General features: G+C 66.9%; 21 protein-coding genes. 14 read left to right on the top strand and 7 right to left on the bottom strand.

The annotated features are described in order from the left end of the window. Window positions 1–75 precede the first annotated feature (75 nt). The 6 genes from AvAM_RS08275 to AvAM_RS08250 all read left to right on the top strand — a co-directional run bounded on the left by AvAM_RS08275 (window position 76) and on the right by AvAM_RS08250 (window position 7,099). On the top strand, window positions 76–1,686 hold the full coding sequence (locus AvAM_RS08275) for an ABC transporter ATP-binding protein (protein ID WP_137746617.1): 1,611 nt from the start codon (window positions 76–78) through the stop codon (window positions 1,684–1,686). Further along, window positions 1,679–2,749, top strand: coding sequence for an ABC transporter permease (locus AvAM_RS08270; RefSeq protein WP_137746616.1), 1,071 nt, complete (start codon window positions 1,679–1,681; stop codon window positions 2,747–2,749). Before AvAM_RS08275 ends, AvAM_RS08270 begins: the two co-directional genes overlap by 8 nt. Then, window positions 2,749–3,669: an ABC transporter permease gene (locus AvAM_RS08265; protein WP_137746615.1), complete on the top strand. Its 921-nt coding sequence runs from the start codon at window positions 2,749–2,751 to the stop codon at window positions 3,667–3,669. Before AvAM_RS08270 ends, AvAM_RS08265 begins: the two co-directional genes overlap by 1 nt. A gap of 109 nt (window positions 3,670–3,778) precedes the next feature. Further along, entirely contained in the window at window positions 3,779–4,945 is a 1,167-nt protein-coding gene (locus tag AvAM_RS08260; RefSeq protein ID WP_137746614.1) for a BMP family ABC transporter substrate-binding protein, read from the top strand. Window positions 4,946–5,063: 118 nt separating this feature from the next. After that, entirely contained in the window at window positions 5,064–6,047 is a 984-nt protein-coding gene (locus tag AvAM_RS08255; protein WP_137746613.1) for an aromatic ring-hydroxylating dioxygenase subunit alpha, read from the top strand. Continuing rightward, window positions 6,047–7,099, top strand: coding sequence for an adenosine deaminase (locus tag AvAM_RS08250; protein WP_137746612.1), 1,053 nt, complete (start codon window positions 6,047–6,049; stop codon window positions 7,097–7,099). The genes AvAM_RS08255 and AvAM_RS08250 overlap by 1 nt, the downstream gene beginning before the upstream one ends. 41 nt (window positions 7,100–7,140) lie before the next feature. Here AvAM_RS08250 and AvAM_RS08245 read toward each other — a convergent pair whose 3' ends face one another. Further along, a complete protein-coding gene (locus tag AvAM_RS08245; RefSeq protein ID WP_137746611.1) occupies window positions 7,141–7,611 on the bottom strand; it encodes an HIT family protein in 471 nt (156 codons plus the stop codon). A 230-nt stretch (window positions 7,612–7,841) separates the two neighbouring features. Between AvAM_RS08245 and AvAM_RS08240 the strand changes: the two genes are divergently transcribed. From AvAM_RS08240 to AvAM_RS08220, 5 genes are all read left to right on the top strand, one after another. Beyond that, window positions 7,842–9,425, top strand: a complete 1,584-nt coding sequence (locus AvAM_RS08240) for a methyl-accepting chemotaxis protein (protein ID WP_137746610.1) — start codon at window positions 7,842–7,844, stop codon at window positions 9,423–9,425. Window positions 9,426–9,567: 142 nt separating this feature from the next. Continuing rightward, on the top strand, window positions 9,568–10,668 hold the full coding sequence (locus tag AvAM_RS08235; protein ID WP_137746609.1) for a BMP family ABC transporter substrate-binding protein: 1,101 nt from the start codon (window positions 9,568–9,570) through the stop codon (window positions 10,666–10,668). Between the two features lie 113 nt (window positions 10,669–10,781). Next, the gene (gene guaD, locus AvAM_RS08230) at window positions 10,782–12,080 is read left to right on the top strand and encodes a guanine deaminase (protein WP_137746608.1); all 1,299 of its coding nucleotides are present in this window, start codon (window positions 10,782–10,784) and stop codon (window positions 12,078–12,080) included. A gap of 85 nt (window positions 12,081–12,165) precedes the next feature. Next, window positions 12,166–12,738, top strand: a complete 573-nt coding sequence (dcd, locus tag AvAM_RS08225) for a dCTP deaminase (protein WP_124515740.1) — start codon at window positions 12,166–12,168, stop codon at window positions 12,736–12,738. Between the two features lie 149 nt (window positions 12,739–12,887). Next, on the top strand, window positions 12,888–13,184 hold the full coding sequence (locus AvAM_RS08220) for a hypothetical protein (RefSeq protein ID WP_137746607.1): 297 nt from the start codon (window positions 12,888–12,890) through the stop codon (window positions 13,182–13,184). A 47-nt stretch (window positions 13,185–13,231) separates the two neighbouring features. On the opposite strand, the gene AvAM_RS08215 is transcribed toward AvAM_RS08220, so the two are convergent. From AvAM_RS08215 to pcp, 3 genes are all read right to left on the bottom strand, one after another. Continuing rightward, window positions 13,232–14,932, bottom strand: coding sequence for a diguanylate cyclase (locus AvAM_RS08215; RefSeq protein WP_137746606.1), 1,701 nt, complete (start codon window positions 14,930–14,932; stop codon window positions 13,232–13,234). Window positions 14,933–14,942: 10 nt separating this feature from the next. Then, window positions 14,943–15,902: a delta(1)-pyrroline-2-carboxylate reductase family protein gene (locus tag AvAM_RS08210; RefSeq protein ID WP_137746605.1), complete on the bottom strand. Its 960-nt coding sequence runs from the start codon at window positions 15,900–15,902 to the stop codon at window positions 14,943–14,945. 97 nt (window positions 15,903–15,999) lie between these two features. Next, window positions 16,000–16,674: a pyroglutamyl-peptidase I gene (pcp, locus tag AvAM_RS08205; protein WP_137746604.1), complete on the bottom strand. Its 675-nt coding sequence runs from the start codon at window positions 16,672–16,674 to the stop codon at window positions 16,000–16,002. A gap of 118 nt (window positions 16,675–16,792) precedes the next feature. On the opposite strand from pcp, the gene AvAM_RS08200 reads away from it, so the two are divergent. The 3 genes from AvAM_RS08200 to AvAM_RS08190 all read left to right on the top strand — a co-directional run bounded on the left by AvAM_RS08200 (window position 16,793) and on the right by AvAM_RS08190 (window position 21,797). Then, window positions 16,793–17,680: a neutral zinc metallopeptidase gene (locus AvAM_RS08200; protein WP_137746603.1), complete on the top strand. Its 888-nt coding sequence runs from the start codon at window positions 16,793–16,795 to the stop codon at window positions 17,678–17,680. Window positions 17,681–17,718: 38 nt separating this feature from the next. Beyond that, the gene (locus tag AvAM_RS08195) at window positions 17,719–19,881 is read left to right on the top strand and encodes a SulP family inorganic anion transporter (protein ID WP_249368011.1); all 2,163 of its coding nucleotides are present in this window, start codon (window positions 17,719–17,721) and stop codon (window positions 19,879–19,881) included. 404 nt (window positions 19,882–20,285) lie between these two features. After that, entirely contained in the window at window positions 20,286–21,797 is a 1,512-nt protein-coding gene (locus AvAM_RS08190; RefSeq protein WP_137746602.1) for a DEAD/DEAH box helicase, read from the top strand. Between the two features lie 118 nt (window positions 21,798–21,915). On the opposite strand, the gene AvAM_RS08185 is transcribed toward AvAM_RS08190, so the two are convergent. From AvAM_RS08185 to AvAM_RS08175, 3 genes are read right to left on the bottom strand one after another with little or no spacing between them, the layout of a single operon-like run. Continuing rightward, window positions 21,916–22,596: a nitrous oxide reductase accessory protein NosL gene (locus tag AvAM_RS08185; RefSeq protein WP_171012169.1), complete on the bottom strand. Its 681-nt coding sequence runs from the start codon at window positions 22,594–22,596 to the stop codon at window positions 21,916–21,918. Between the two features lie 7 nt (window positions 22,597–22,603). Then, a complete protein-coding gene (locus AvAM_RS08180; RefSeq protein ID WP_137746601.1) occupies window positions 22,604–23,164 on the bottom strand; it encodes a nitrous oxide reductase accessory protein NosL in 561 nt (186 codons plus the stop codon). Continuing rightward, window positions 23,161–23,976, bottom strand: coding sequence for an ABC transporter permease (locus tag AvAM_RS08175; RefSeq protein WP_137746600.1), 816 nt, complete (start codon window positions 23,974–23,976; stop codon window positions 23,161–23,163). The genes AvAM_RS08180 and AvAM_RS08175 overlap by 4 nt, the downstream gene beginning before the upstream one ends. Between the last annotated feature and the right edge of the window lie 2 nt (window positions 23,977–23,978).

Genomic DNA, 23,978 nt, shown 5'->3' with positions numbered 1-23,978 from the left:
TTGGGCATGCTGAACAAGCGCAAGAAGGTGTTTTCGTTCCTATAACAAGTTGTAAAACTGAGAGACAATCCCCGCATGAGTTCACCTCCTAATCCTCCCGCCCCGGGGGCGTCGCCGCCGCCCCGGCTGCAGCTTGTGGGCATCACCAAGCGCTACCCGGCCGTGGTGGCCAACAGCGGTGTCTCGCTCACCGTGCTGCCGGGTGAAATTCATGCGGTGCTGGGCGAAAACGGCGCGGGCAAGTCCACGCTGATGAAGATCATCTACGGCTCGGTCAAGCCCGACGAAGGCAGCGTGTTCTTCAACGGCCAGGCCGTGCAGGTGCGCAACCCGCAAGAAGCGCGGGCCCTGGGCATTGCCATGGTGTTCCAGCATTTCAGCCTGTTCGACACCCTCACGGTGGCCGAGAACGTGTGGCTGGGCCTGGACAAAAGCCTCGCGCTGGCCGAGGTCACGCAGCGCATCAGCGCCAAGGCCGCCGAATACGGCCTCGATATCGACCCCCTGCGCCCCGTGCACACGCTGAGCGTGGGCGAGATGCAGCGCGTGGAAATCATCCGCGCGCTGCTCACCAACCCCAAGGTGCTGATCCTGGACGAGCCCACCTCGGTGCTCACGCCCCAGGCGGTCGAAAAGCTCTTTGTGGTGCTGCGCAAGCTCGCCAGCGAGGGCTGCAGCATCCTGTACATCAGCCATAAGCTGCATGAAATTCGTGCGCTGTGCACCGCCTGCACCGTGCTGCGCGGCGGCAAGGTCACGGGCGTGTGCAACCCGGCTGAAGAAACCAATGCGTCCCTGTCGCGCCTGATGATTGGCGCCGAACCGCCCGCGCTGGAACACCGCGCGGTGCAGACGGGTGCCACCGTGCTGCGCGTGCAGGGCCTGTCGCTGCCGCGCGCTGACCAGTTTGGCGTAGACCTGATCGACCTGCAGTTCGAGGTGAAGGCGGGCGAGGTGGTGGGCATTGCCGGTGTGTCGGGCAATGGGCAAAAAGAACTGCTCTACGCGCTGTCGGGCGAAGACCAGCGCGCCGAGCCTGCCAGCATCCAGGTGACAGGCCAGAACGCGGGCCGCATGGGCCCGGGCCAGCGCCGCGCTTTGGGCCTGCACTTTGTACCCGAGGAGCGCTTGGGCCGGGGTGCCGTGCCCACCATGGGCCTGGCGCACAACCTGCTGCTCACGCGCAAGAACGCGGTGTCGGGCAGCGGTTGGATCAAGGTGGGTGCGCTCGAAGCGCATGCCCGGGACATCATCCAGCGCTTCAATGTGAAGGCTGGTGGCCCGCATTCGGCGGCTAAGTCGCTGTCGGGCGGCAATCTGCAGAAGTTCATCGTGGGCCGCGAGATCGATGCCAACCCGAAGCTGCTCATCGTTTCGCAACCCACCTGGGGTGTGGACGTGGGTGCGGCGGCGCAGATCCGGGGCTCCATCCTGGCGCTGCGCGATGCGGGCTGCGCCGTGCTGGTGGTGAGTGAGGAGCTGGACGAATTGTTTGAAATCTGCGACCGGCTGCATGTGGTGGCCAAGGGGCACCTGTCGCCTTCCGTGCCACGCGCCGAGGCCACGGTGGAGCGCATCGGCGAATGGATGAGCGGCCTGTGGCATGCCGATGTGCAGGCCCACCTGGCGCAGCAACACCAGCTGCAGCAACAGCAACAACAAGCCGGGGAGGTGCAGCATGCTTAAGCTGGAACCGCGCCCCCAGGCGTCGAAGCTCTGGACCTATGGCTCGCCCCTGCTGGCGCTGGCCTTCACGGTGCTGATTGGTGTGGCCCTGTTCATCGCCCTGGGCAAGGACCCGGTGCGCGGGCTGCAGGTGTTCTTCTGGGAGCCCATCAAGACCCAGTACGCCATTGGCGAACTCATGGTCAAGGCCACGCCGCTGCTGCTGATTGCGCTGGGGCTGGCCGTGTGCTTCCGCTCCAACGTGTGGAACATTGGCGCCGAAGGCCAGTTTGTCATCGGTGCCGTGGTGGCGGGCGGCGTGGCGCTGCTGGCCGATAAGACCACGGGCCCCTGGATCGTGCCTGCCATCCTGCTTGCCGGGGTGCTGGGCGGCATGGTCTGGGCGGGGCTCACGGCGCTGCTGCGGGACAAGTTCAACGCCAACGAAATCCTGGTGAGCCTGATGCTGGTCTATGTGGCCACGCTGGTGCTGGGCTACCTAGTCTATGGCCCCTGGAAGGACCCCATGGGCTACAACTTCCCGCAGACCAAGACGTTTGAGAAGGTCACACAGATCCCGCGCCTGATGCAGGGTTCGCGCATGTCCATCGGCCTGCTGCTGGCCCTGGCCGGTGCGGCGGCGCTGTGGGTGTTTTTGTTCCGCACCCGGGCAGGCTTTGCCCAGCAGGTGGGCGGCCTGGCACCAGCGGCGGCGCGTTATGCGGGCTTCTCGTCGCGCCGGGCGCTGTGGACGGCACTGCTGATCTCGGGCGGGGCGGCGGGCCTGGCGGGCGCGCTGGAAGTGGCCGGGCCCATCGGCCAGCTCACGCCCTATGTGCCTGCAGGCTACGGCTTTGCGGCCATCATCGTGGCCTTCGTGGGGCGGCTCCACCCCGTGGGCATGATCCTCTCGGCCATCCTCATGAGCATGTTCTACATCGGTGGCGAGCTGGCGCAGTCGCGCCTGGGCCTGCCCAAGTCGCTGACCGGCGTTTTTCAGGGGCTGCTGCTGTTCACGTTGCTGGCCTGTGACACATTGATCGCCTACCGCATCCGCTGGGTGGCCTCGAAGGGAGGCAAATGATGGAATCCTACGCATTGCTTATCGGCGCCACGCTGAGCGCGGGCACCGTGCTGGCCATCGCGGCCCTGGGCCTGCTCATCAACGAGAAGGCGGGCATCGTCAACCTGGGGGCCGAGGGCATGATGCTCTGCGCCGCCATTGCAGGCTTTGCCACCGTGGTGCACACGGGCAACACCTGGCTGGGTTTTGCCGCAGGCATGGCCGCAGGCGCGCTGCTGGCCGCCATCTTTGGTGTGCTGGTGATCTGGCTCAACACCAATCAGTACGCCACGGGGCTGGCGCTCAGTCTGTTCGGCGTGGGCTTCTCGGCGTTTGCGGGCATCAGCTATGTGCAGGCCAAGCTGCCCGAATTGCCCAAGTACGCGATCCCTGTGCTGGGCGATGTGCCGCTGCTCGGCCCCGCGCTGTTCCAGCAGCATCCGCTGGTGTACCTCACCATGCTGCTGGTGGCGGGGTTGATCTGGTTCCTGTACCGCTCGCGCGCTGGCCTGGTGCTGCGGTCGGTGGGCGAGTCGCCAGAATCGGCGCACGCATTGGGTTACCCGGTGCGCCGCATCCGGCTGCTGGCCGTGGTGGTGGGCGGCGCCCTGTGTGGCCTGGCCGGTGCCTACATCTCCACCGTCTACACCCCCCTGTGGGTCGAGGGCATGGTGGCCGGGCGCGGCTGGATTGCGCTGGCGCTCACCACCTTTGCCACCTGGCGCCCGGCACGGGTGTTGCTTGGGGCTTATCTGTTTGGTGGCGTGACCATGCTGCAGTTCCATTTGCAGGCCACGGGTGTGCAGGTGGCCAGCCAGTTGCTGAGCATGCTGCCCTATGTGGCCACCATCGTGGTGCTGGCGCTGATCTCGCGCAATCCGACCTGGATCCGCATCAACATGCCGGCATCGCTGGGCAAGCCGTTTTATCCGGGCTCCTGAAAGGGGTTGCCCGCGTGAAAATCTGGTTACCCTGCGGTAGATCGCACCATAATCACCGTTTTCGTCCCTCAACCTTTGCAAGTTTTACTTCTTCGATAAGGAAACCGACATGACTGATCTGCAGAAACGCTCCATGCTCAAGGTGGCTGCGCTCTCCGCCGTGGCTGCTGCCGCCCTCGTGGGTTGTGGCAAGAAGGAAGAACCGGCACCGGCCCCCGCGCCTGCACCGGCTCCTGCCGCAGAAGCACCGGCCCCCAAGCCCGAGCCACTGAAGATCGCGTTTGCCTATGTCGGCCCGGTGGGCGACGGCGGCTGGTCGTTCGCACACGACAACGGCCGCAAGGCCATCGAGAAGGAATTCGGCGACAAGGTCGTGACGAGCTTCGTGGAAAGCGTGCCCGAGTCCGCCGACGCCGAGCGCGTGCTGCGTGACCTGGCCGGCCAGGGCAACAAGCTGATCTTCGGCACCACCTTTGGCTACATGGAGTCCATGCTCAAGGTCGCCGAAGACAACAAGGGCATCAAGTTCGAACATGCCACCGGCTACAAGACCGCCGAGAACATGCGCACCTATGACAGCCGCACCTACGAAGGTGCCTACATGGCGGGTGTGATTGCCGGTGCCATGACCAAGTCCAACACGCTGGGCGTGGTGGGCTCGGTGCCGATCCCTGAAGTGATCCGCAACATCAACAGCTTCACGCTGGGCGCGCAGTCGGTCAACCCCAAGATCAAGACCAAGGTGGTCTGGGTGAACGAATGGTTCAGCCCACCCAAGGAAACCGAAGCCGCTACCAGCCTGATCAACGGCGGCGCTGACGTGCTGTTCCAGAACACCGACTCGCCCGCCGTGCTGAAGACGGCACAAGAGAAGGGCAAGCGCGCCTTCGGCTGGGACTCGGACATGACCGCCTACGGCCCCAAGGCCCACCTGGCATCGGCTGTCATCAACTGGGGCCCGTACTACATCAAGGCCACCAAGGACGCGCTGGAAGGCCAGTGGGCGTCGGGCCAGAGCTGGTGGGGCGTGAAGGAAGGCGCGATCGACATCGTCTCTATCGCCGAAGACGTGCCTGCCGACACCAAGGCAAAGGTCGAAGCCGTGAAGAAGGGCCTGGCCGATGGCAGCTTCGTGATCTGGAAGGGTCCGATCGTGGGCCAGGATGGCAAGGAAGTGCTGGCCAAGGACGCCGTGGCCGATGACAAGTTCCTCGGCGGCGTGAACTTCTATGTCAAGGGCGTGGAAGGCAAGATCCCTGGCGGCGACAAGAAGTAATTCGAGCCGCGTGCATCAGCAGTTCTTGGGAGCTGCTGTGACAAAGGGCCGCCCTGGGGTGGCCCTTTTGTTTTGCAGGGGCCTTTTGCGGTCCGTGGCTTTTTGAGGAGCAAGGGCGATGGTGGAATCAACGTTGTGGCACCCCGTGGCGCTGTCAGCGGCCTTGGCCGCACAAGCCCCGCTGGCCGTGCAGGTGCTGGAACAACCCGTGGTGTTGTGGCGTGACAGCGAAGGCGCTGTGCACGCGCTGGCCGACCAGTGCCCGCACCGGGGCGCCCGTTTGTCGCTGGGCCGCGTAACGCCCCAGGGCCAGCTGGAGTGCCCCTACCATGGCTGGCAGTTTGCGGCCGGTGGGCAATGTACCCACGTGCCCGCACTGCCCACCTTTGTACCCCCGGCCACGCACTGCGCCCGGCATTTCGAGGCGCGGGAGGCCTATGGCCTGGTGTGGGTGCGCATTGCCCAGAGCGAGCAGGATCTGCCAGTGTTCGCTGCGGAGGGTGATGCCCGCCTGCGCAAGCTCAATTGCGGGCCCTACGATGTGGTCGCCAGCGCGCCGCGCATCATCGAGAACTTTCTCGACATGTCCCACTTCGGCTTTGTGCACGAAGGCTGGCTGGGCAGCCGTGATGCCACAGCCATCGACGACTACCGCGTGGAGCCCACCCCCACCGGCCTGTTGGCCACGGGCTGCAAAGCCTGGCAACCGCAGTCCAACCTGCACTCCACGGCAGCTGCCCAGGTCGAATACACCTACGAAGTCACGGCGCCCTATGCAGCCGTGCTGACCAAGGTGCCCGAGGCGGGCACCACGGCGGTGGATGGCTGGCGTGAGTCCATTGCGCTGTTCATCTGCCCGATCACGCCGGTGCGCAGCCGCGTGTGGTTTCGCTTGGCAGTGGCCGATTTCGATTCGCCCGATGAGAAGCTGCAGGCCTTTCAGCACACCATCTTCACGCAGGACCAGCCCGTGCTGGAGTCGCAGATGCCACAGTGCCTGCCACTCGACCTGCGCGCGGAGTTGCATACCGCCGCCGACAAGGCATCATCTGCCTACCGCCGTTTTTTGCGCCAGAGCGGCATCACCTTTGGAGTCTGCTGATGTTCAAGATCCCCCCCATCTCCGCCGAGCGCCTGCCCGGGCTGCTGCGTGCCATGCCCAAGGCCGAGCTGCACATCCACATCGAAGGTTCGCTGGAGCCCGAGCTGATCTTTGCCCTGGCGCAGCGCAATGAAATAACGCTGCCTTATGCCAGCGTGGAGGCCCTGCGCAGCGCCTATGCGTTCACCAACCTGCAGAGCTTTCTCGACATCTACTACGCGGGTGCCAGCGTGTTGCTGCACGAGCAGGATTTTTACGACATGGCACGGGCCTACCTGGGCCGCGCGGCGCGCGACAACGTGCTGCATGCCGAAATTTTCTTCGACCCGCAGACCCACACCGCACGCGGCGTGGCCATGGAGACCGTGATCAACGGCCTGCATCGCGCCTGCGAAGATGCGCGCACTGAGCTGGGCATCAGCGCCACATTGATCCTTTGTTTCCTGCGCCACCTGAGCGAGGAGTCGGCGTTTGAAACGCTGGAGCAGGCCATGCCGCTGATCGACAAGATCGTGGGCGTGGGGCTCGATTCCAGCGAACTGGGCCACCCGCCCGAGAAGTTCGCCCGCGTGTTTGCCCGCTGCCGCGAACTGGGCCTGCACCTAGTGGCACATGCGGGCGAGGAGGGGCCCCCTGCTTACATCTGGAGTGCGCTCGATGTGCTCAAGGTCGAGCGCATCGACCACGGCGTGCAGGCCGTGCACGACGCCGCATTAATGCAGCGCCTGGCGCAAGACCGCATTGCGCTCACGGTGTGCCCGCTGTCCAACCAGAAGCTGTGCGTGTTCCCCAATCTGGCCGACCACAACCTGGGCAAGCTGCTTGATGCCGGGCTGGCCGCCACAGTCAACTCCGATGACCCTGCCTACTTTGGCGGCTACATCAACGAGAACTTCACCCAGGTGTTTGCGGCCACGGGCCTTACAGCCAAACATGCCTACCAGCTGGCGTTCAACAGCTTCGAAGCGAGCTTTGCGGGCAACGCCGACAAGCGGGTGTGGGAACACAAGCTCAAGGAAACCTTTGAGCGCTGTGTGGAGCATGACTACTAAAGAAAGGCGGACGGTTGAACGTCTTTGCCGGTCACAGAACATCAGCCACCGCCCGAGGTGACTGAATCATCGCCCCGTAGCGCCGTGCGCAGCCGGTCTGCATAGGCTTGCAGCACGGCGGGCCCCGGCTCCTTGCGGGGCCAGGTCAGGGCAATGCCATCCTGCGCGTGGCGTGGCACCACATGCATGTGGAAATGGAACACCGTCTGGTCGCCCTCGCGCCCGTTGGCCTGCAGCAGGGTGATGCCCGGTGGGTCGAATGCCCGGCGCACGGCCTGCGCCATGCGCTGCGCGGTCTGCATGACGGCGGCTGCCTCTTCGGGGGTGATGTCCAGCAGCGTGGCCGCGTGGCGCCGGGTGGCCACCAGCACATGACCGGGGTTGACCTGGCCAATGTCCATGAAGGCGATGGTCAGGGTGTCTTCGTACACCTTGGCTGCAGGGATTTCGCCCGCCACCAGGCGGCAGAAGATGCACTGGCCGGGGGGTGAGGTGTCAACAAACATGGGCATGTGAAAGGACTCCGGAGCAGGTGATTGCGCCATCCTAGCGGCAGCCATGCCCGGCTCGCGCGGCGTGCCTTTTGGGCTCTGTGTAGTCAAAAATACGGGTAAACCCTAAAATGTGAATATTTGTACACCCGCCCATGCTCTGTGTGCGGGTGGGCGTTTGTGTGCCCCGCGTCGCGGGGCCTTTGTTTTGCGGACGCGCCGTGCGTTGTTCGCAGCAGGATTTCCCCTTCATGTTTCTCAATCAACTTTCCATCGGCAAGCGCCTGACCCTGGTGCTTGGCGTGATCCTGGCGCTGTTTTTTGTCAGCAGCGTCGTCGCGGTCTTCAAACTCAACCAGCTGGGCGCAGAGATCAACACCATGGTCGATGACAACATCAAGACCGAGCGCGCGGGTGCAGACTGGTTGCTCAACACCACTGCGGGGGTGCAGCGTGCTGCGGCCATCGCCAAAAGCAGCGATGCTTCGCTGATCCCTTACTTCGCTCCGGCCACAGCGGCCGCTATCAGCGAGACCAACGAACTGCAGAAGTTCATCGAATCGAAGATGGACGCACCCGAGGAAAAGCAGCTTTTCGCCAAGGTGGGTGATCTGCGCAAGGCCTATCTGAGCGCGCGCGAGGAGGTCAGCAAGCTCAAGCAAGCGGGCGATGCCGATGCGGCTGGCAGGGTCTTCACCGAGCGGTTCGAGCCCACCTCTCGCGACTATGTTGCAGGCGTCAAGCAGATGGTGGACCTTCAGCGCGCCCAACTGGACGCTGCGGGCAAGCGCAGCGAGGCGCTGCGTGCGCAGACCACGCTGCTGCTGCAGGTCTGCACCGGCATCTCGCTGCTGCTCGGTGCTTTGCTGGCCTGGCTGCTGGCCAACAGCATCACGCGCCCGCTGCGCCATGCCGAGGCCATTGCCGAGGCCATCGCGGACATGGACTTGACGGGCGCGCCGCAATCCGCATATGCCAATGACGAAACCGGCCGCTTGCTGCGCGCGCTGGATGTGATGCGTGCGGCGTTGCACGGGTCGCTGCAGCAGGTGCGCGGCGTGGTGGACAGTATCTCCACCGCCAGTACCCAGATCGCCATCGGCAACCAGGACCTGAGCGCTCGTACCGAGCAGACGGCCAGCAGCCTGCAGGAGACAGCCAGTTCGATGGAAGAGCTGACCAGCACCGTGCGCCAGAGCGCGGATTCTGCCGTGCAGGCCAACCAGCTGGCTGCGTCGGCTGCTGAGGTGGCTCAGCGGGGCGGTGAGGTGGTCGCCCAGGTGGTGAACACCATGGACGAGATCAACGCCAGCAGCAAGAAGATTGCCGACATCATTGGCACCATCGACGGCATCGCTTTTCAGACCAACATCTTGGCACTCAATGCCGCAGTGGAAGCTGCCCGCGCAGGCGAGCAGGGCCGTGGTTTTGCCGTGGTGGCCAGCGAAGTGCGTTCGCTGGCCCAGCGCTCGGCCAACGCGGCCAAGGAAATCAAGACGCTGATCGGTGTGTCGGTGGAGAAGGTCGAATCCGGTTCTGCACTGGTGCAGAACGCTGGCAGCACCATGACCGAGATCGTGAGCTCTGTGCGCCGCGTCACCGACATCATCGGCGAGATCAGTGCTGCAGCGTCCGAACAGAGCCAGGGCATTGGCCAGGTGAACGTTGCGGTGAGCCAGTTGGACCAGATGACGCAGCAGAATGCCGCACTGGTGGAAGAGTCCACTGCCGCTGCCGAAAGCCTGAAGGACCAGGCCTCGCGCCTGTCCGGCGTGGTGGGGGCGTTTCGCCTTGGCAACGCTGCGCAGCCAGGGCAGCCGCTGCGTCTTGGCTGAGCGCAGTTCATGCGGATGCATCACACCCTCTGACAGAGAGATTTTTCAAGCCAGAAAATACCCTGCGTATATTCACTTCACTGCGAGCCGTTGTCCTGCGGCTTGCACGTGTCTTTTCATCAGGACCATGTAGAGGAACACCATGTACAAAAACCTCGCAGCCATGCTCGTGGCCGCTTGTTTTTTCTCCCCCGCTTTTTCCCAGACCGCACCCGCCAAGGGCAGCGCTGCCGAGCCCGTCAAGGCTGGTTTTGTCTATGTTTCGCCCATCACCGAAGCGGGCTGGACACGCCAGCACGAAGAGGGCCGCAAGGCCGTCGAGGCGGCGCTGGGCCCGCAGGTCAAAACCACCTTTGTCGAGAACGTGGCCGAAGGCGCAGATGCCGAGCGCGTGATCCGCGACCTGGCGGCCACGGGCCACCAAATCATCTTCACGCCCAGCTTTGGCTACATGGAGCCCACGCTCAAGGTGGCGCAGGACTTCCCCAATGTGAAGTTCGAGTCCATCACGGGCTACAAGCAGGCCGCCAATGTGGCCACGGCCAACGCGCGCTACTACGAGGGCCGCTACCTGGCAGGCATTGCGGCGGGCCGCATGAGCAAGACCGGCGTGGCCGGTTTTGTGGCGGGTTTCCCCATCCCCGAGGTGCTGCAGGGCATCAATGCCTTCACGCTGGGCATGCGCTCGGTCAACCCCCAGGCCATGGTCAAGGTGGTGTGGCTCAACGTGTGGTTCGACCCGCCCAAGGAGCGTGATGCGGCCATGGCATTGTTCAACCAGGACGTGGACGTGATCGCGTTCCACACCGGCTCCACCGCCGTCATGGCGGCCGCACAGGAGCGCGGCAAGATGGCCGTGGCCTACCACTCCGACATGCGCAAGACCGGGCCCGACGCCCAGATCGTGGCTGTGACGCACCAGTGGGGCGCTTACTACACCGAGCGCGTGCGGGCCGTGCAGAACGGTCGCTGGAAAAGCGCCAACGTCTGGGGCGGCGTGCGCGAGGGCATGATCCGCGTCGGCGACTTTGGCACCAAGGTGCCCGCCGCAGTGCAGCAGGAGGTGCTGAGCGCCCAGAAGGCCATTGGGGCGGGCAAGCTCCAGCCCTTCCGTGCAGTCAAGGCGCCAGTGCGCGACAACGAAGGGCAGGAGCGCATTGCCCCCGGCCAGGCGTTGACGGATGCGCAGATCCTGCAGATGAACTGGCTGGTCGAAGGCGTGGTGGGCAAGCTGGCCCGCTGAACGCCAGTGGGCGGTGGCCCTGCCTTCCGCCCCCGTCGAGCCTTCCCCCTGTTCCATAGCCACTATGGGGCGTGCCGTATACAAGCGGCGTCCCCTGCCGCTAAGCTTGCTCCATGCCTGTATACCGATCTGCCCTTTTGCGCTTTGCCGACGACGGCACAGCCCTGTATGACCAAGATGGCCTGCTGGCCGTGGGACCCGACGCCGAAGGCCGCCAGCGGGTGCTGGCGGCAGGGGCGTGGCAGTCGCTGGCGCCGCAGTTTGCGGGCGAGCCCGTGGTGCACCTGCCGGGGCGCATCTTGGCGCCGGGGTTTGTGGACCTGCACATCCACTTTCCACAGACCGACGTGATCGGTTCCCCCGCCGACGGGCTACTGCCCTGGCTGGAGAACTACACCTTTCCCCACGAGTCGCGGTTTGTGGACCCGGGCTACAGCGCGCAGGTGGCTGAATTTTTTGTGGCCGAGCTGCTGCGCAACGGCGTGACGACGGCGCTTGCGTTTGCCACCTCGCACCCGGCATCCGTGGATGCCTTGTTTGCCGAGGCGCAGCGCCAGCAGATGCGACTGATCACTGGCAAGGTGCTGCAGGACCGCCACTCGCCCGATGGCGTGCGCGACGACACCGTACAAAGCCTGATCGACACCGAGGCACTGATCCGGCGCTGGCATGGCGTGGACCGCCTGGGTTATGCCATCACCCCGCGTTTTGCGCCCACCAGCACGCCCGAGCAGCTGCGCGGCGCCGGCGAACTGGCCGCGCGTTACCCGGACGTGTGGATCCAGTCGCATGTGGCCGAAAATCTGGATGAAATCCGCTGGGCGCGCGAGCTGTTCCCGGCCTCGCGCAGCTACCTGGCCGTGTACGACGACTTTGGCCTGATGCGCGAGCGCGCGGTGTACGCCCACTGCATCCACTTTAACGACGACGACCGCGCACTGATGCGTGACACGGGCGCCACGGCGGCGGTCAGCCCCACCAGCAACCTGTTTTTGGGCAGCGGCTTTTTTGACTACGCTGGAGCCGACCGCGTGGGCTTTGGCTATGGCCTGGCGAGTGACGTGGGTGGCGGCACCAGCTTCAGCCCCTTCAAAACCATGATGGCCGCCTATTACGTGGGCCGTGAGGGCCAGACCAAGCAGGGCCTGAGTCTGTCGCCCCAGCAGCTGTGGTGGCAGCACACGGCGGGCGCTGCCCGGGCGCTGGGCCTGGAGGGCGTGGTGGGTAATCTGCAGCCCGGCTGCGAGGCGGACTTTCTGGTGCTCAACCCGGCAGCCACGCCGCTGCTGGCGCGCAAGACACAGCAGGCACGCAACCTGGAAGAGCTGCTCTTTGCTCTGATCGTGCTCGGCGACGACCGTGTGGTGGAGCAAACCGTGATTTCTCAAGCAAAATACGGCTCCCGCGCCTGATCATCAAGCGCTGTCAGCTACACATTTAATAGCGCCCGGCAGTTTTCATGAAAAGCAGCCAGGCGATTGCGCAGGGAGTTCTGCTATGAGCATCAAGAGCGACAAATGGATCCGCCGCATGGCGGCCGAGCACGGCATGATCGAGCCTTTCGAGCCCGGCCAGGTGCGTGAGGCCGAGGGCCGCAGGATCATCAGCTACGGCACCAGCAGCTACGGCTATGACATCCGCTGCGCGCCCGAATTCAAGGTATTCACCAACATCCACAGCACGGTGGTGGACCCGAAGAACTTCGACGAAAAGAGTTTTGTCGATTTCGAGGGCGACAGCTGCATCATCCCGCCCAACAGCTTTGCGCTGGCCCGCACGGTCGAATACTTCCGCATTCCGCGCAACGTGCTCACCGTCTGCCTGGGCAAAAGCACCTATGCCCGCTGCGGCATCATCGTCAACGTGACCCCGTTCGAGCCCGAGTGGGAAGGCTATGTGACGCTGGAGTTCAGTAACACCACGCCGCTGCCCGCACGCATCTACGCGGGCGAGGGCTGCGCCCAGGTGTTGTTCTTCGAGAGCGACAAGGACGATGTCTGCGAGGTCAGCTACCGCGACCGGGGCGGCAAGTACCAGGGCCAGGTGGGCGTGACGCTGCCCAAGGCCTGACCCGAATCGGGTGGAGGCGGGGGCGCAACAGGTTTTCTGGGGTTTCGTCCTACGTGGCCTCAGCTCTTTGGCCGAATGGCAGGCTGCAGCGGTTTTTTTAGCATGACCCCATGCCGCCGCGTGGTCTGGCGGCCTGATGGAGTCTTGCCATGCTGAGCTTTGCTGCACCTTCTGTGCCCGCTGCACCCGCCAAGGCCTTGGGCCCGGGGCTGGCTGCCGGGGGCTCTGCCAGTGGTTCGCTGGCCACCTACTGGCCTTGCGAGTTGCTAAATGCGTTTGCGCTGAAGATGGCTGCCAGTGGCCACTGCGTGAACATGTCCATGATGCTGGGCCACCGCCCCTACGCGCTGGAGCAGCTGGCGCTGGCGCGCTCAGAGGCAGACGGGGATCTTCACCACCTGGCAGCCCAGCTGCAGGCCTACTTCGACGCCCCCCAGCCGGGATAGCAGAAAGCAGACGCTGCGCACCGCTGCCCACCGGCAGAAGGCAAGCCTCAGTCCTCCACACAGACCCGGTTACGGCCCTGGCCCTTGGCCTCGTAGAGCGCGATGTCGCCGCGCCGCAGGATGGCGTCGCCGGTGTCATCGGCGCCCCGCATGCTGGCCACGCCCGCACTCACGGTGATGGTGCCGACCACCGGGTCCTGCTGCTGTGCCATGGCGGTGACCAGGGTCTGCGCAATCGCACGAGCGCCTTCCAGGTCGGTGTCGGGCAGCAGCGCCACAAACTCCTCGCCACCGAGCCGCGCGATCACGTCCGAGCCACGCAGCCGTGTTTCGAGCGTGCGCGCCAGCCGACGCAGGACCTCGTCCCCGGCCTCGTGGCCATAGGTGTCGTTCACGCGCTTGAAATGGTCCACATCCACCGCAATCAGGCTCAGGGGCCGGGTGCTGCGCCGGGCGAGCGCCAGCGCAAACGCCATCTGCGTTTCAAAGCCGCGCCGGTTCAGCAGCCCGGTGAGGGCGTCGGTGCGGGCCTGCAGATCGAGGGCTCGATTGGCGGCCTCCAGCTCCAGGGTGCGCAGGCGTACCTTTTCTTCCATGGCCTCGCGGGCGGCCAGCAGCCGGTGGGTCATGCGGCCCAGCGCCTGGGAGAGCTGGCGCACCTCGCGGTTGCTGTCCATGGCCGGGATGTTGCTGCCAGGGTGGCCCGCCTCCACGGCGCTGGCGGCATCGGCCAGTGCGTACAGGGCATCGCTCAGGCGGCGTGCGGCCATCCAGGCCAGGGCCGATGCCATGAGCGCGGCCGTCAGGCCGATGGCGAGGGCCATGCGCACGGTGCGGTCGGCCTCGGCAAATGCCAGCTCGACTGGCTGGCGCGCCACGATGCGCCAGCCCAGGTCGCTGGCGGCATTGCGGGGTTGCAGCTGCGTGGCGGCCGTAAGGTAGCGATTGCCGTCGAGCCAGGGCACCACCGCCGTCTGCAGGCTTCCGCCATCGCGGTTGTTGTTGATGTGAATGCCCTCGGGCAGGCGCTGGCCGGCGGCTTGCAGCATGGTGCCGTGCCGGCGGGGTGCCAGGATCATCTGGCCCTGGCGGTCGAAGATGAAGAGTTCCACCGCGTCTTCAGCCGAAGTGGACGGCGTGAGGCCTTCCAGCACCTCGCGCGACCATTCCCAGCTGCCGTGGATGCCCAGCACGCCCACGGTGGTCGGGCCGATGCGGATGGGGGCTGCGAAATCGACAAACCGGTGCGGCTCGCCCGAGGCCGTGGGGGGCAGCAGGCTCTCCAGCAGCTGGGCGGGGTGCACGTCGCCCACATGCACCTCTTGCAGGCCCCGCTGGAACCAGGGGCGCTGGGCCACACTGTGGCCCAGCAGCAGGCCGCCCGTGGCGTTGCGCACCACCCCTTGCGCGTCGGCCACACCAATCCAGAGGTTGCTGGGCTGCATGGCCTGGCTGCGGGCCAGCATGTGCTGGGCCTCGGGCGAATCCAGCCCTGCGGACCAGACCATGGCGGCACTGGCCAGCACCTCGGCCTCCAGGCTGCGCTGCATCAGGCCGGTGGCCAGCAGCTTGCCTGCGTTGTCGGCCACGGCCTGCAGCGAATCCCCCGCGTCGCGCTGGATGCGGTGTTTGAGCAGCTCGCCAAAACCCAGGGACAGCAGCACGGCCAGCGCGATGACCAGCGTGCCGAACACCAGCGCAATCTGCATGCGCAGGCTGTGGTCTGAAAAGCGCACGAGCAGTGCCATGGGAGACCTGTCAGGTGGCAGGGCGCTGCGCAGCGCCCTGGCGCAGGGCCAGCCGTGCGGCGGCCAGGTCCCAGCCGGCCCAGCCGCAGCTCTTGAACAGCACAGGCCCTGCAGGCGTGCGGGGCGCCCACGGGCCGCACACCACGTCCCGCAGCACGGGTAGGGCGGCCACGTCCAGCCCGGCTTGCAGCAAATCGCCCGCCTCGTGGCTGGCGTCGGCCGTGTCCACCACGATGCTGCCATGCTGCGCCACGTGCAGGCACAGCGCGGGCGCCAGCTCGGCCATGGTGGGGGTGAAGGCGCCCACTGCGGTGATGAATGCATCGGGCCGGGGCGTGGCATGCAGTACCAGGCTGCTGGCTGTGGTGCAGGCGGCCACCAGGGGGCAGTGCGCCAGGGCCGCGTTGGCATCGCCCACCACCCGCACCTGGGCGCCCAGTGCACGCACCTGCATAGCCAGGGTTTCGGCGCTGGCGGCGCTGCGCGAGGTGATCCAGACCTCCTTCACGCCCAGCCCGAGCACAAAGGCTTCGGCATGGGCCAGGCCCTGCACCCCCGCGCCCACGATGAGCAAGGGGCCTTGCGGCGACGGTGCCAGGTGCCGCGCTGCCAGCAGCGAGATAGCAGCCGTGCGCCGGGCCGTGACTGTGGGGCCGTCCAGCACCAGCTGGCGCGCGCCGGTGGCGATGTCGAACACCACCACGTCGCCCTGGATCGAGGGGCGCCCTGTGCCCGCGTTGGCGGGAGTGAAGGTGATGAGCTTGGTCATGGCCACGCTGCGGTCGGTGGCGGGCATAAGGAACAGGCTGCCGCCCTGGGCCAGGGGCAACACGCTGCGCGGCGGGACTGAGACGGTGCTGTCGTGCAGCAACTCGGCGATTTCGTCGGCCAGGGCTGACCAGGGCAGCCGCTGCGCGGTGGCGGCTGCATCCAGCGTGCCTGTGGCCAGGGTGGAGGGGGCAAAAGACATGGCCTGACTGTACACAGCGGCCAGCGTTTTGGGACTGCCGGGCAGAGGCAACCCCCTGTTTTTCAGGGCATCTTCGGTGTGCTGCCCACAGGCGGTCTCAGTGTGTGGCTCCGGCCTGCAGGGTGATGTCTTGCGGGGCCAGCACGGCCGCCCACAGCGCGGTGTGGATGCCGCGCACCATGTCGCGCAGCGGCAGGTGGGGCGCCCCCTGCCCGGTGAGCCAGGGCACATGCACAAAGCCGCCCCGCGCCCCGGCGGGGCCTGCGCCCTGCGCCAGCAGGTGCAACAGGCCATACAGCACATGGTTGCAGACAAAGGTGCCCGCCGTCTGCGATACCTCGCAGGGCAAGCCCGCGCGCTGCACGGCGCGCAGCATGGCCTTGACGGGCAGGCTGGCGAAGTAGGCGGCGGGCCCGTCGGTTGCCACGGGTGTGTCGATGGGCTGGGCGCCAGTGTTGTCGGGGATGCGGGCGTCGTTGATGTTGATGCCGATGCGCTCCAGCGACAGCGCACTGCGCCCGCCCGCCAGGCCCAGGCATACCGTCAGCGCGGGCTGGTGTGTGTGCACCAGCGCTGCCAGCTGCTGCAGCGACTGACCAAACACCGTGGGCAGCTGCGCCGCCACCACCCGGTGGCCGCCTATGTGCTGGCCGTGCAGCGCCTGGGCAATCAGCCAGCTGGGGTTGAGTGGATCGCCGCCGAAGGGGTCGAAGCCGGTGAGCAGGATCACCTTGTCGGGCGGGGGTGTGAGGTGGCGGGTGTCGTTGATCATGGAAGCGGTGCGGCGGGCCTGTGGCAGGCATGCATCGTAGTTCGCCCTGGCTGCACCTGCACGGCGCGTAATATCCAGCATTGGCCTTCCAACCGCAGGAGGGCGCAGGAGATCTGGCATGAAATGGGAAGGCAATCGCGAATCCGACAACGTGGAAGACCGCCGTGGCGATGATGGCGGCGGCGGGGGCGGATCGCCGGTATTCGGCGGGCGCAGCATTGGCATCGGCACCATCGTGATCGCCCTGCTGGGGGGCTGGGTGCTGGGTATCAATCCGTTGACGATTCTGGGGCTGCTCAGTGGTGGCGGGTCACCCGCGCAGGTGCAGCAGCACCCGGGCCCTGCACACCGCCCGCCAGCGGACGACACCATGGCCCGCTTTGTGGGCACGGTGCTGGCCGACACCGAGGATGTGTGGGGCCAGGTGTTCAGCCAGGGGGGCGGCCGCTACCAGGAGCCACGCCTGGTGCTGTTCCGGGGCGCCACGCCCACGGCCTGCGGCACCGGCCAGGCGGCCATGGGCCCGTTCTACTGCCCGGCCGACCAGAAGGTCTACATCGACCTGGGCTTTTATGAAACCCTCAAGAACCGCCTGGGCGCCCCGGGCGACTTTGCCCAGGCCTATGTGATCGCGCACGAGGTGGGCCACCATGTGCAGAACCAGCTGGGCATCAGCGGCAAGGTGGACCAGATGCGTGGCCGGGTGAGCAAGGCCGAATACAACGCACTGTCGGTGCGGCTGGAGCTGCAGGCCGACTGTTTTGCGGGCGTGTGGGCCCACCACGCGCAGAACGCGCGTCAGATCCTGGAGCAGGGCGATGTGGAAGAGGCCATGAACGCGGCCGCCAAGATCGGTGACGACGCGCTGCAGCGCGCCCAGGGCGGCGCCGTGGTGCCCGAGAGTTTCACCCACGGCACCAGTGCCCAGCGCCAGCGCTGGTTCCACAACGGCCTGCAGAACGGCAGCGTGAAGGCCTGCGACACCTTTGCTGCGCGCAGCCTGTAGGCCGCCGCAGCCCGTACGGGTTTTGAAGACCACGGCCCATGTCCTCCGCAGCGCCCCTGGCGGCGCCATCCCACCGGGCGCCTGACCCCGCAACGCAGCCCTCGGGCGCGGCGGCGGCCTGGTCTGCGGCGGCGGTCACCGTGCCCCATGCCGTGGGCCTGGGGTTGCTGGCGTTTGCGCCCCTGGCGGGCGACTATTCATTGGCGGCGCTGGCCCTGTGGTCGGCCGCGCTGCCGGGCCTGCTGCTCACGCTGCTGGCGCCCCGTGCGGGTGTGGTGTATGCGCCCACCACGGTGGTGGCGCTGCTGTTTGCGGCCGTGCTGGCCACGGCCCACGGCGCCGCGCCCGCGCTGGGGCTGAATGCGCGGCAGGTGCTGGCCGTGAGCGGGGCCACAGTGGCGCTGGCGTTTGTCTTTCAGTGGCTGCTGGGTGTGCTGCGGCTGGCGTCGGTGGCGCGGTTCTTGCCGATTTCGGTCACCCACGGGTTTGCGGCGGGCGTGGGCCTGTCGATGGTGCTGGGCCAGGTGCGCAACGGCTTTGGCGCCGGGGCGGCTGCAGCCTGGGATGCCCAGCTGGGCTGGCATGCGCTGGCGGCCGGGGCCGTAGTGGGGCTGGCCTGGTGGCTGCGGGGCCGCTGGCCGCGCATGCCTGGCCTGCTGACGGCAGTGGCCGTGGTGGCGCTGATTGTGGCGGCGGCAGGGTGGTGGAGCGGCGGGCCCGGGGCCGTGCTGGTGCCTGCCGTGCAGCCGAGTGTGTTTGCCTGGCCGCCGCTGCCGGACTGGAGTGGCATCCCCTGGATGGCCCTGGCGCAGCAGCAGGGCGCGGCCCTGGTGGTACTGGCGCTCCTGATGGCGCTGGTCAACAGCCTCGAAATTCTGGTCTTCAACCAGGAACTGGAACTGGACCACGGCCTGCGCGGTGACGCCAACCTGGCCCTGCGCCGCGAAAGCCTGCTGGGCGCGCTGTGTGGCCTGGCGGGCATGATTCCGGCGTCCACCAGCGCGTCGCGCTCGCGCATCGTGCTGGCGCAGGCGGGCGCATCGCGTGATGCGCCGCGCTGGCACGCTGCGATCATGCTGGGCGTGGCCCTCACGGGGCCGTGGTGGCTGCACTGGGTGCCCATGGCCTGTCTGGCGGGTGGGTTGGTGCTGGCCGGGCTGATGCAGGTGCCGGGGCTGATGTGGTCGCTGGGTTATGCACGCCGCTCGCGCGTGACTTGGGCGCAGAGCTGGCTGGTGGCCCTGGTGTTTGCCGTGATGGGCGGCGTGGGCGCGCTGGTGGCGGGCCTGGTGGTGGCCACCTTTGTGCTGCTGCACGACTCGGCCGCCACGGTGCTGCGCCATGTGCGGCTGGATGGCGAGCTGCGCTCGCGGCGCCTGCGCCGCGCGGGCTCGGACACCTGGCTCGCGCCCCGCATGAACCAGGTGGCCGTGTTCGAGCTGCAGGGCGTGATGTCGTTTGGCGTGGCGGCCCACCTGGCCGAGCAGGTGCGCATGCTGCTGCAGCCGCGCCACCGCTGGGTGATTCTGGATGCGGGCCGCGTGCCCGCCTGGGACAGCACGGCGCTGGCCCAGCTGCGCGCGCTGGTGCGCGACCTGGGCCAGCAGGGCATTGCAGCCGCCGTGGCGGCGCTCGACCCCCTGGCCGCCGACCACGCGGGCGAACATGTGCGCGCCTTTGCCGACCTGGACCGCGCGCTGGAATGGGCCGAGGCCGGCATCCTGTCGCAGCGCCCCATCGAGCAGCGTCCTGCGCGCCCCGAGCGTGACCTGCTGGGCGAAATCGGCGAGGGCGTGCCCCGTGCCGCCGCCGACGCGCTCATGGCCCTGCTGGAGCCGCTGGACGTGCCCGCCCACGGCGTGGTCTTCCGCGCGGGCGACACCGACCACGACCTGCTGGTGGTCAAGTCGGGCCACATCACCTTGGTGACCCTGTGGCCGCCCGACAAGGGCCTGCGCCTGGCCACCGTGGGGCCGGGCATGGCGTTTGGCGAGATGGCATTCCTCAACGGTGCGGCCCGCAGCGCCTGCGCCGGGGCCGAGCGCGGGCCTGCGCACCTGGTGCGGCTGTCGCGCGCACATTTCGACGCCTGGGCCCGGCAATACCCCGAGGCTGCGCTCACGGTGATGAATAACCTCGCGCAGATCGGGGCGAGGCGGCTGGCGGTCACCACGCGCCAGCTGCGGGCCGTGCTCGAGTGATTTTCACAAGCAAAAATTGGCCTATGCGCGCAATGGGTGTGCTTTTTAAGCTATCAAAATAGTAGTAAATGGGTGCCTCGCGCCGCCTGCTGGCCTGTGCTGCGCGCTACTCCGTAGCGCAAAAAATCGCTTTTTGGGCCACCGGTGCGACAATAGAGGGCTGCGAGCCTGTTCATGACCTCGCGCGGCCCCCGGTGCCGCGGGAGATCGTGAGCAGGTTCTAGCGCAACGCCCCAACAGTCCCCGGCGCACGGCACATTGCCCGCTGGGGCCCTCTCTGCGGCGTTGCACTCCTCGCCGGGCCACCAGCCCGGCTGCGGTTTGCGCCTTGCAGCCAGCCCCCTCCCAAGGGCGTGCCACATTGCTCAGACATAAATTCAGCGTCGCCTACAAACACGCTTTTAATGACTAGTTCCTTTTCCAATCTATCGCTGGCCGAGCCGCTGGCACGTGCCGTGGCCGAAATGGGCTACGAGTCCATGACGCCCATCCAGGAGCAGGCCATTCCGGTCGTGCTCACCGGCCAGGACGTGATGGGTGCCGCCCAGACCGGCACCGGCAAGACCGCCGCCTTCTCGCTGCCCCTGCTGCAGCGCCTGCTCAAGCACGAAAACAGCTCCACCTCGCCCGCCCGCCACCCTGTGCGCGCCCTGGTGCTGCTGCCCACGCGCGAGCTGGCCGACCAGGTCGCGCAGCAGATCGCGCTGTACGCCAAGCACACCAAGCTGCGCAGCACCGTGGTGTTTGGCGGCATGGACATGAAGCCCCAGACCATCGAGCTGAAAAAAGGCGTCGAGGTGCTGGTGGCCACGCCGGGCCGCCTGCTGGACCACATCGAGGCCAAGAACGCGGTGCTCAACCAGGTCGAGTACGTGGTGCTCGACGAGGCCGACCGCATGCTGGATATCGGCTTCCTGCCCGACCTGCAGCGCATCCTGAGCTACCTGCCCAAGACCCGCACCACGCTGCTGTTCAGTGCCACCTTCTCGCCCGAGATCAAGCGCCTGGCCAGCAGCTACCTGCAAAACCCCATCACCATCGAGGTGGCCCGCCCGAACGAGACGGCCTCCACCGTGGAGCAGCGCTTCTACAGCGCGGGTGACGACGACAAGCGCCGCGCCATCCACCAGGTGCTCAAGACGCGCGGCATCAAGCAGGCCTTCATCTTCGTGAACAGCAAACTCGGCTGCGCGCGCCTGGCACGGAGCCTGGAGCGCGAGGGCCTCAAGACGGCTGCCCTGCATGGCGACAAGAGCCAGGACGAGCGCCTCAAGGCGCTGGAAGCCTTCAAGAAGGGCGAAGTGGACCTGCTGGTGTGTACCGATGTGGCCGCGCGCGGCCTGGACATCAAGGACGTGCCCGCCGTGTTCAACTTCGACGTGCCCTTCAACGCCGAAGACTATGTGCACCGCATTGGCCGCACGGGCCGTGCGGGCGCGTCCGGCCTGGCGGTCACGCTGGTGTCGGGCAGCGATGCGCGCCTGGTGGCCGACATCGAGAAGCTGATCAAGAAGAAGATCGAGCTGGAAGCCGTCGAATACGAAGAAGACCAGCCCCGGGGCCGCATCAACGACGGCCGCCGTGCCTGGCGCGAAGCGGGCGAGACCGGCGACGGCCGCGATGCCCTGGGCAGCGCGGGCCCGCGCCGTGAACGGGATCGCGACTACCGGGGAGGACGTGAGTCCCGCGAATCCCGCGAGCCACGCGACCAGCACCGGGGCTTCCGCCCCGCAGCAGTCTCGCGTGACCCGTTCTTCGAGAAACCCTACGAGGCGAGCCCAGCCTCGGACGCCGCCCCCGCCTGGGAGGCCGCGACCAAGGCCGCGCCGCGCAGCAGCATCTCGGCCAACATCAAGCCCAAGCGCAAGGTGGCTGCACTGTTCAAAGCCGTCCAGCCCGAAACCTCGGCGCAGTGAGCGCTGGTTTGAAGGTTTTTTGGCCTCTACCGCGCGGCCAGTAAGCACTGATAGCTATATTTTTGATAGCTAGAGCGCAGCGGGCCCCTGCCATGGGGTCTGCACCATGTGGCCCGCTTCATGGGGCCTCCCTGTGTGGGTGGTGGTCGGCCCGCAGGTGGGGCGCCAGTCCGCGCAGCAGGGGCGCGTCGATGGCGCTGAATGCGCGCAGGCTGCCGCCCTGCACCTGCACAAACCGCTGCGCTGCCGCAGCCCCCGCAAACGCTGGCAGATTGCCCGCCCGCATGGGCCCCAGGGCCGAAGAGCCTGTCACATACACCGCCTGTTGCGCGTCCACCCAGGCGCCCGTGTCGGCATCGCTCACATAGCGGGCCACGATGGCCTCGGGCACGCGGCCCCGCGTGTAGTGCGCCACATTGCCCAGGTACAGCATCAGGCTCAGCGGCGAGTCGAAAAAATACGCATCCCCATCCGCAAAGATCACCTGGGCCGCCCAGGCGCGTGCGCGCGCCGGGTACATGCCACACACGGGGCAGCGGGCGTCCTGGGGCACTTCGCGCGCAGCCGCCAGCGGCTGGCCGGATGCCGGGTTGTGTGGCGTGGGCGGCGCAACAATGCACACGTCGTCGCCCGGCCCGAACGGAGCGGTGGACGATGCGTTGCCGCTGCCCCGCCGCCATGGCCACGCCGTCCCACCGGCCGCGATCGCGCCTGTGCCCAGCACCAGCAGGGCTGCCAGCGCAGCCCGCCGGGTGGGCGGGCGGGTGTGGCCGGGAGCAGGGTGGGGCAGCAGGCGCATGGCTGGCTCACATGCGGGTGTCGTGCAGCGCGCCGCCGCTCAGGTCCACCATGGCGGGCCGGATCTCGGCAAACCGCAGCACCTTGCCACCGTATTCGGCCGCGAACTTCTGCGCATCGGCCTCTTGCGCAAAGCTGCCGATGGTGGGGCCCATGGAGCCGTGGCGCTTGCCACCCACCACGTAGAGGGCGGTCTTGCCGTCGATCCAGTGGCCTTGCGGGGCGTTCCAGTCGGCCTTGCCCATGTCCTGCACATACACGGCCTGCGCAGCGCGCACCTGCTCGCCCGCGAGCAGCGTGCTGAACAGCTCCACGGTGTCGCAGAAGAACGAGGGCTTGCTCTGCCCCGTGAAGTGCACCTGGGCCTTGGGGCCGGGGTAGTCGGCCAGCAGCATGCCGTCCAGCTCGCAGCTGGTGGTGCGGTCGATTTCCACCGGGGCGAGGGATTGCGCACCGGTGTCTGCCTGGCTGCAGCCAGCGATGCCGGTGAGCGCGCCCAGCGATGCGAGCGCCGCCCAGCCCAGCAGTTGGCGCCGCGTGGCGCAGGTGCATTGGTATTGGTGTGTCATGGTTTGAATCTCCAGCCCGCCAGCGCCAGCGGCACCACGATCCAGCCGCCCATCACCGCGCCCATGAGCCATGGCTTGGCCAGGGCTGGGGGCACGATGCTGGTCAGGCCGTACAGGGTGCGCACGTCTTCCAGTGAGAACACGTTGAGGATGCGGAACACGTCCGCGGGGTTGAGCAGCAGCAGGTAGGCTATGGCCTCGCCGCCGTGGCTGCCGCTCGTGGCCACCAGGGCGCCGAGCAGCAGCAGGTCGAACACCAGCACGAAGAAGAACCACGCGGCAATCGCCAGCCCCGAGGCACGCGTGCGCTCGCGCACCACCACCGACAGCAGCAGGGCCAGGCTCAGGAACGCCAGGCCCAGCAGCACGGCGCTGGCCATGAAACCGCCGTAGTGAAACAGCCCGCCCCAGCCGAACTGGCGGTACAGCAACACGGCCACCAGCGCGAAACCCGCGAGCGTGGACACCGTGAGCGCCCCCGCCAGCCCCAGGTACTTGCCCAGCAGCAGCTCCAGCCGCGTGAGCGGCAGCGACAGCAGCAGGTCGAGCGAGCCGCGCTCGCGTTCGCCCACGATGGCGTCAAACCCCAGCAACAGCGCGATCAGCGGGATCAGGTAGATCACCAGGCTGACCAGGCTCGCGATGGTGAACTCGATGGAGCGCAGGCCCACCGTGCCCTGCTGCGCACCGCCGAAGTAGGTGATGGCCAGAGAGAACACGGTGAACACCAGGGCCACCGCCAGCACCCAGCGGTTGCGCATGCGGTCGCGGAATTCCTTGGCGGCGATGGTGAGGATCTGGGTCAATTCCATGG

The organism is Acidovorax sp. NB1 (genome assembly GCF_005405905.1).
Classification (GTDB): Bacteria; Pseudomonadota; Gammaproteobacteria; order Burkholderiales; family Burkholderiaceae_C; genus Acidovorax.
This window is presented reverse-complemented; position numbering and strand designations above follow the sequence as displayed.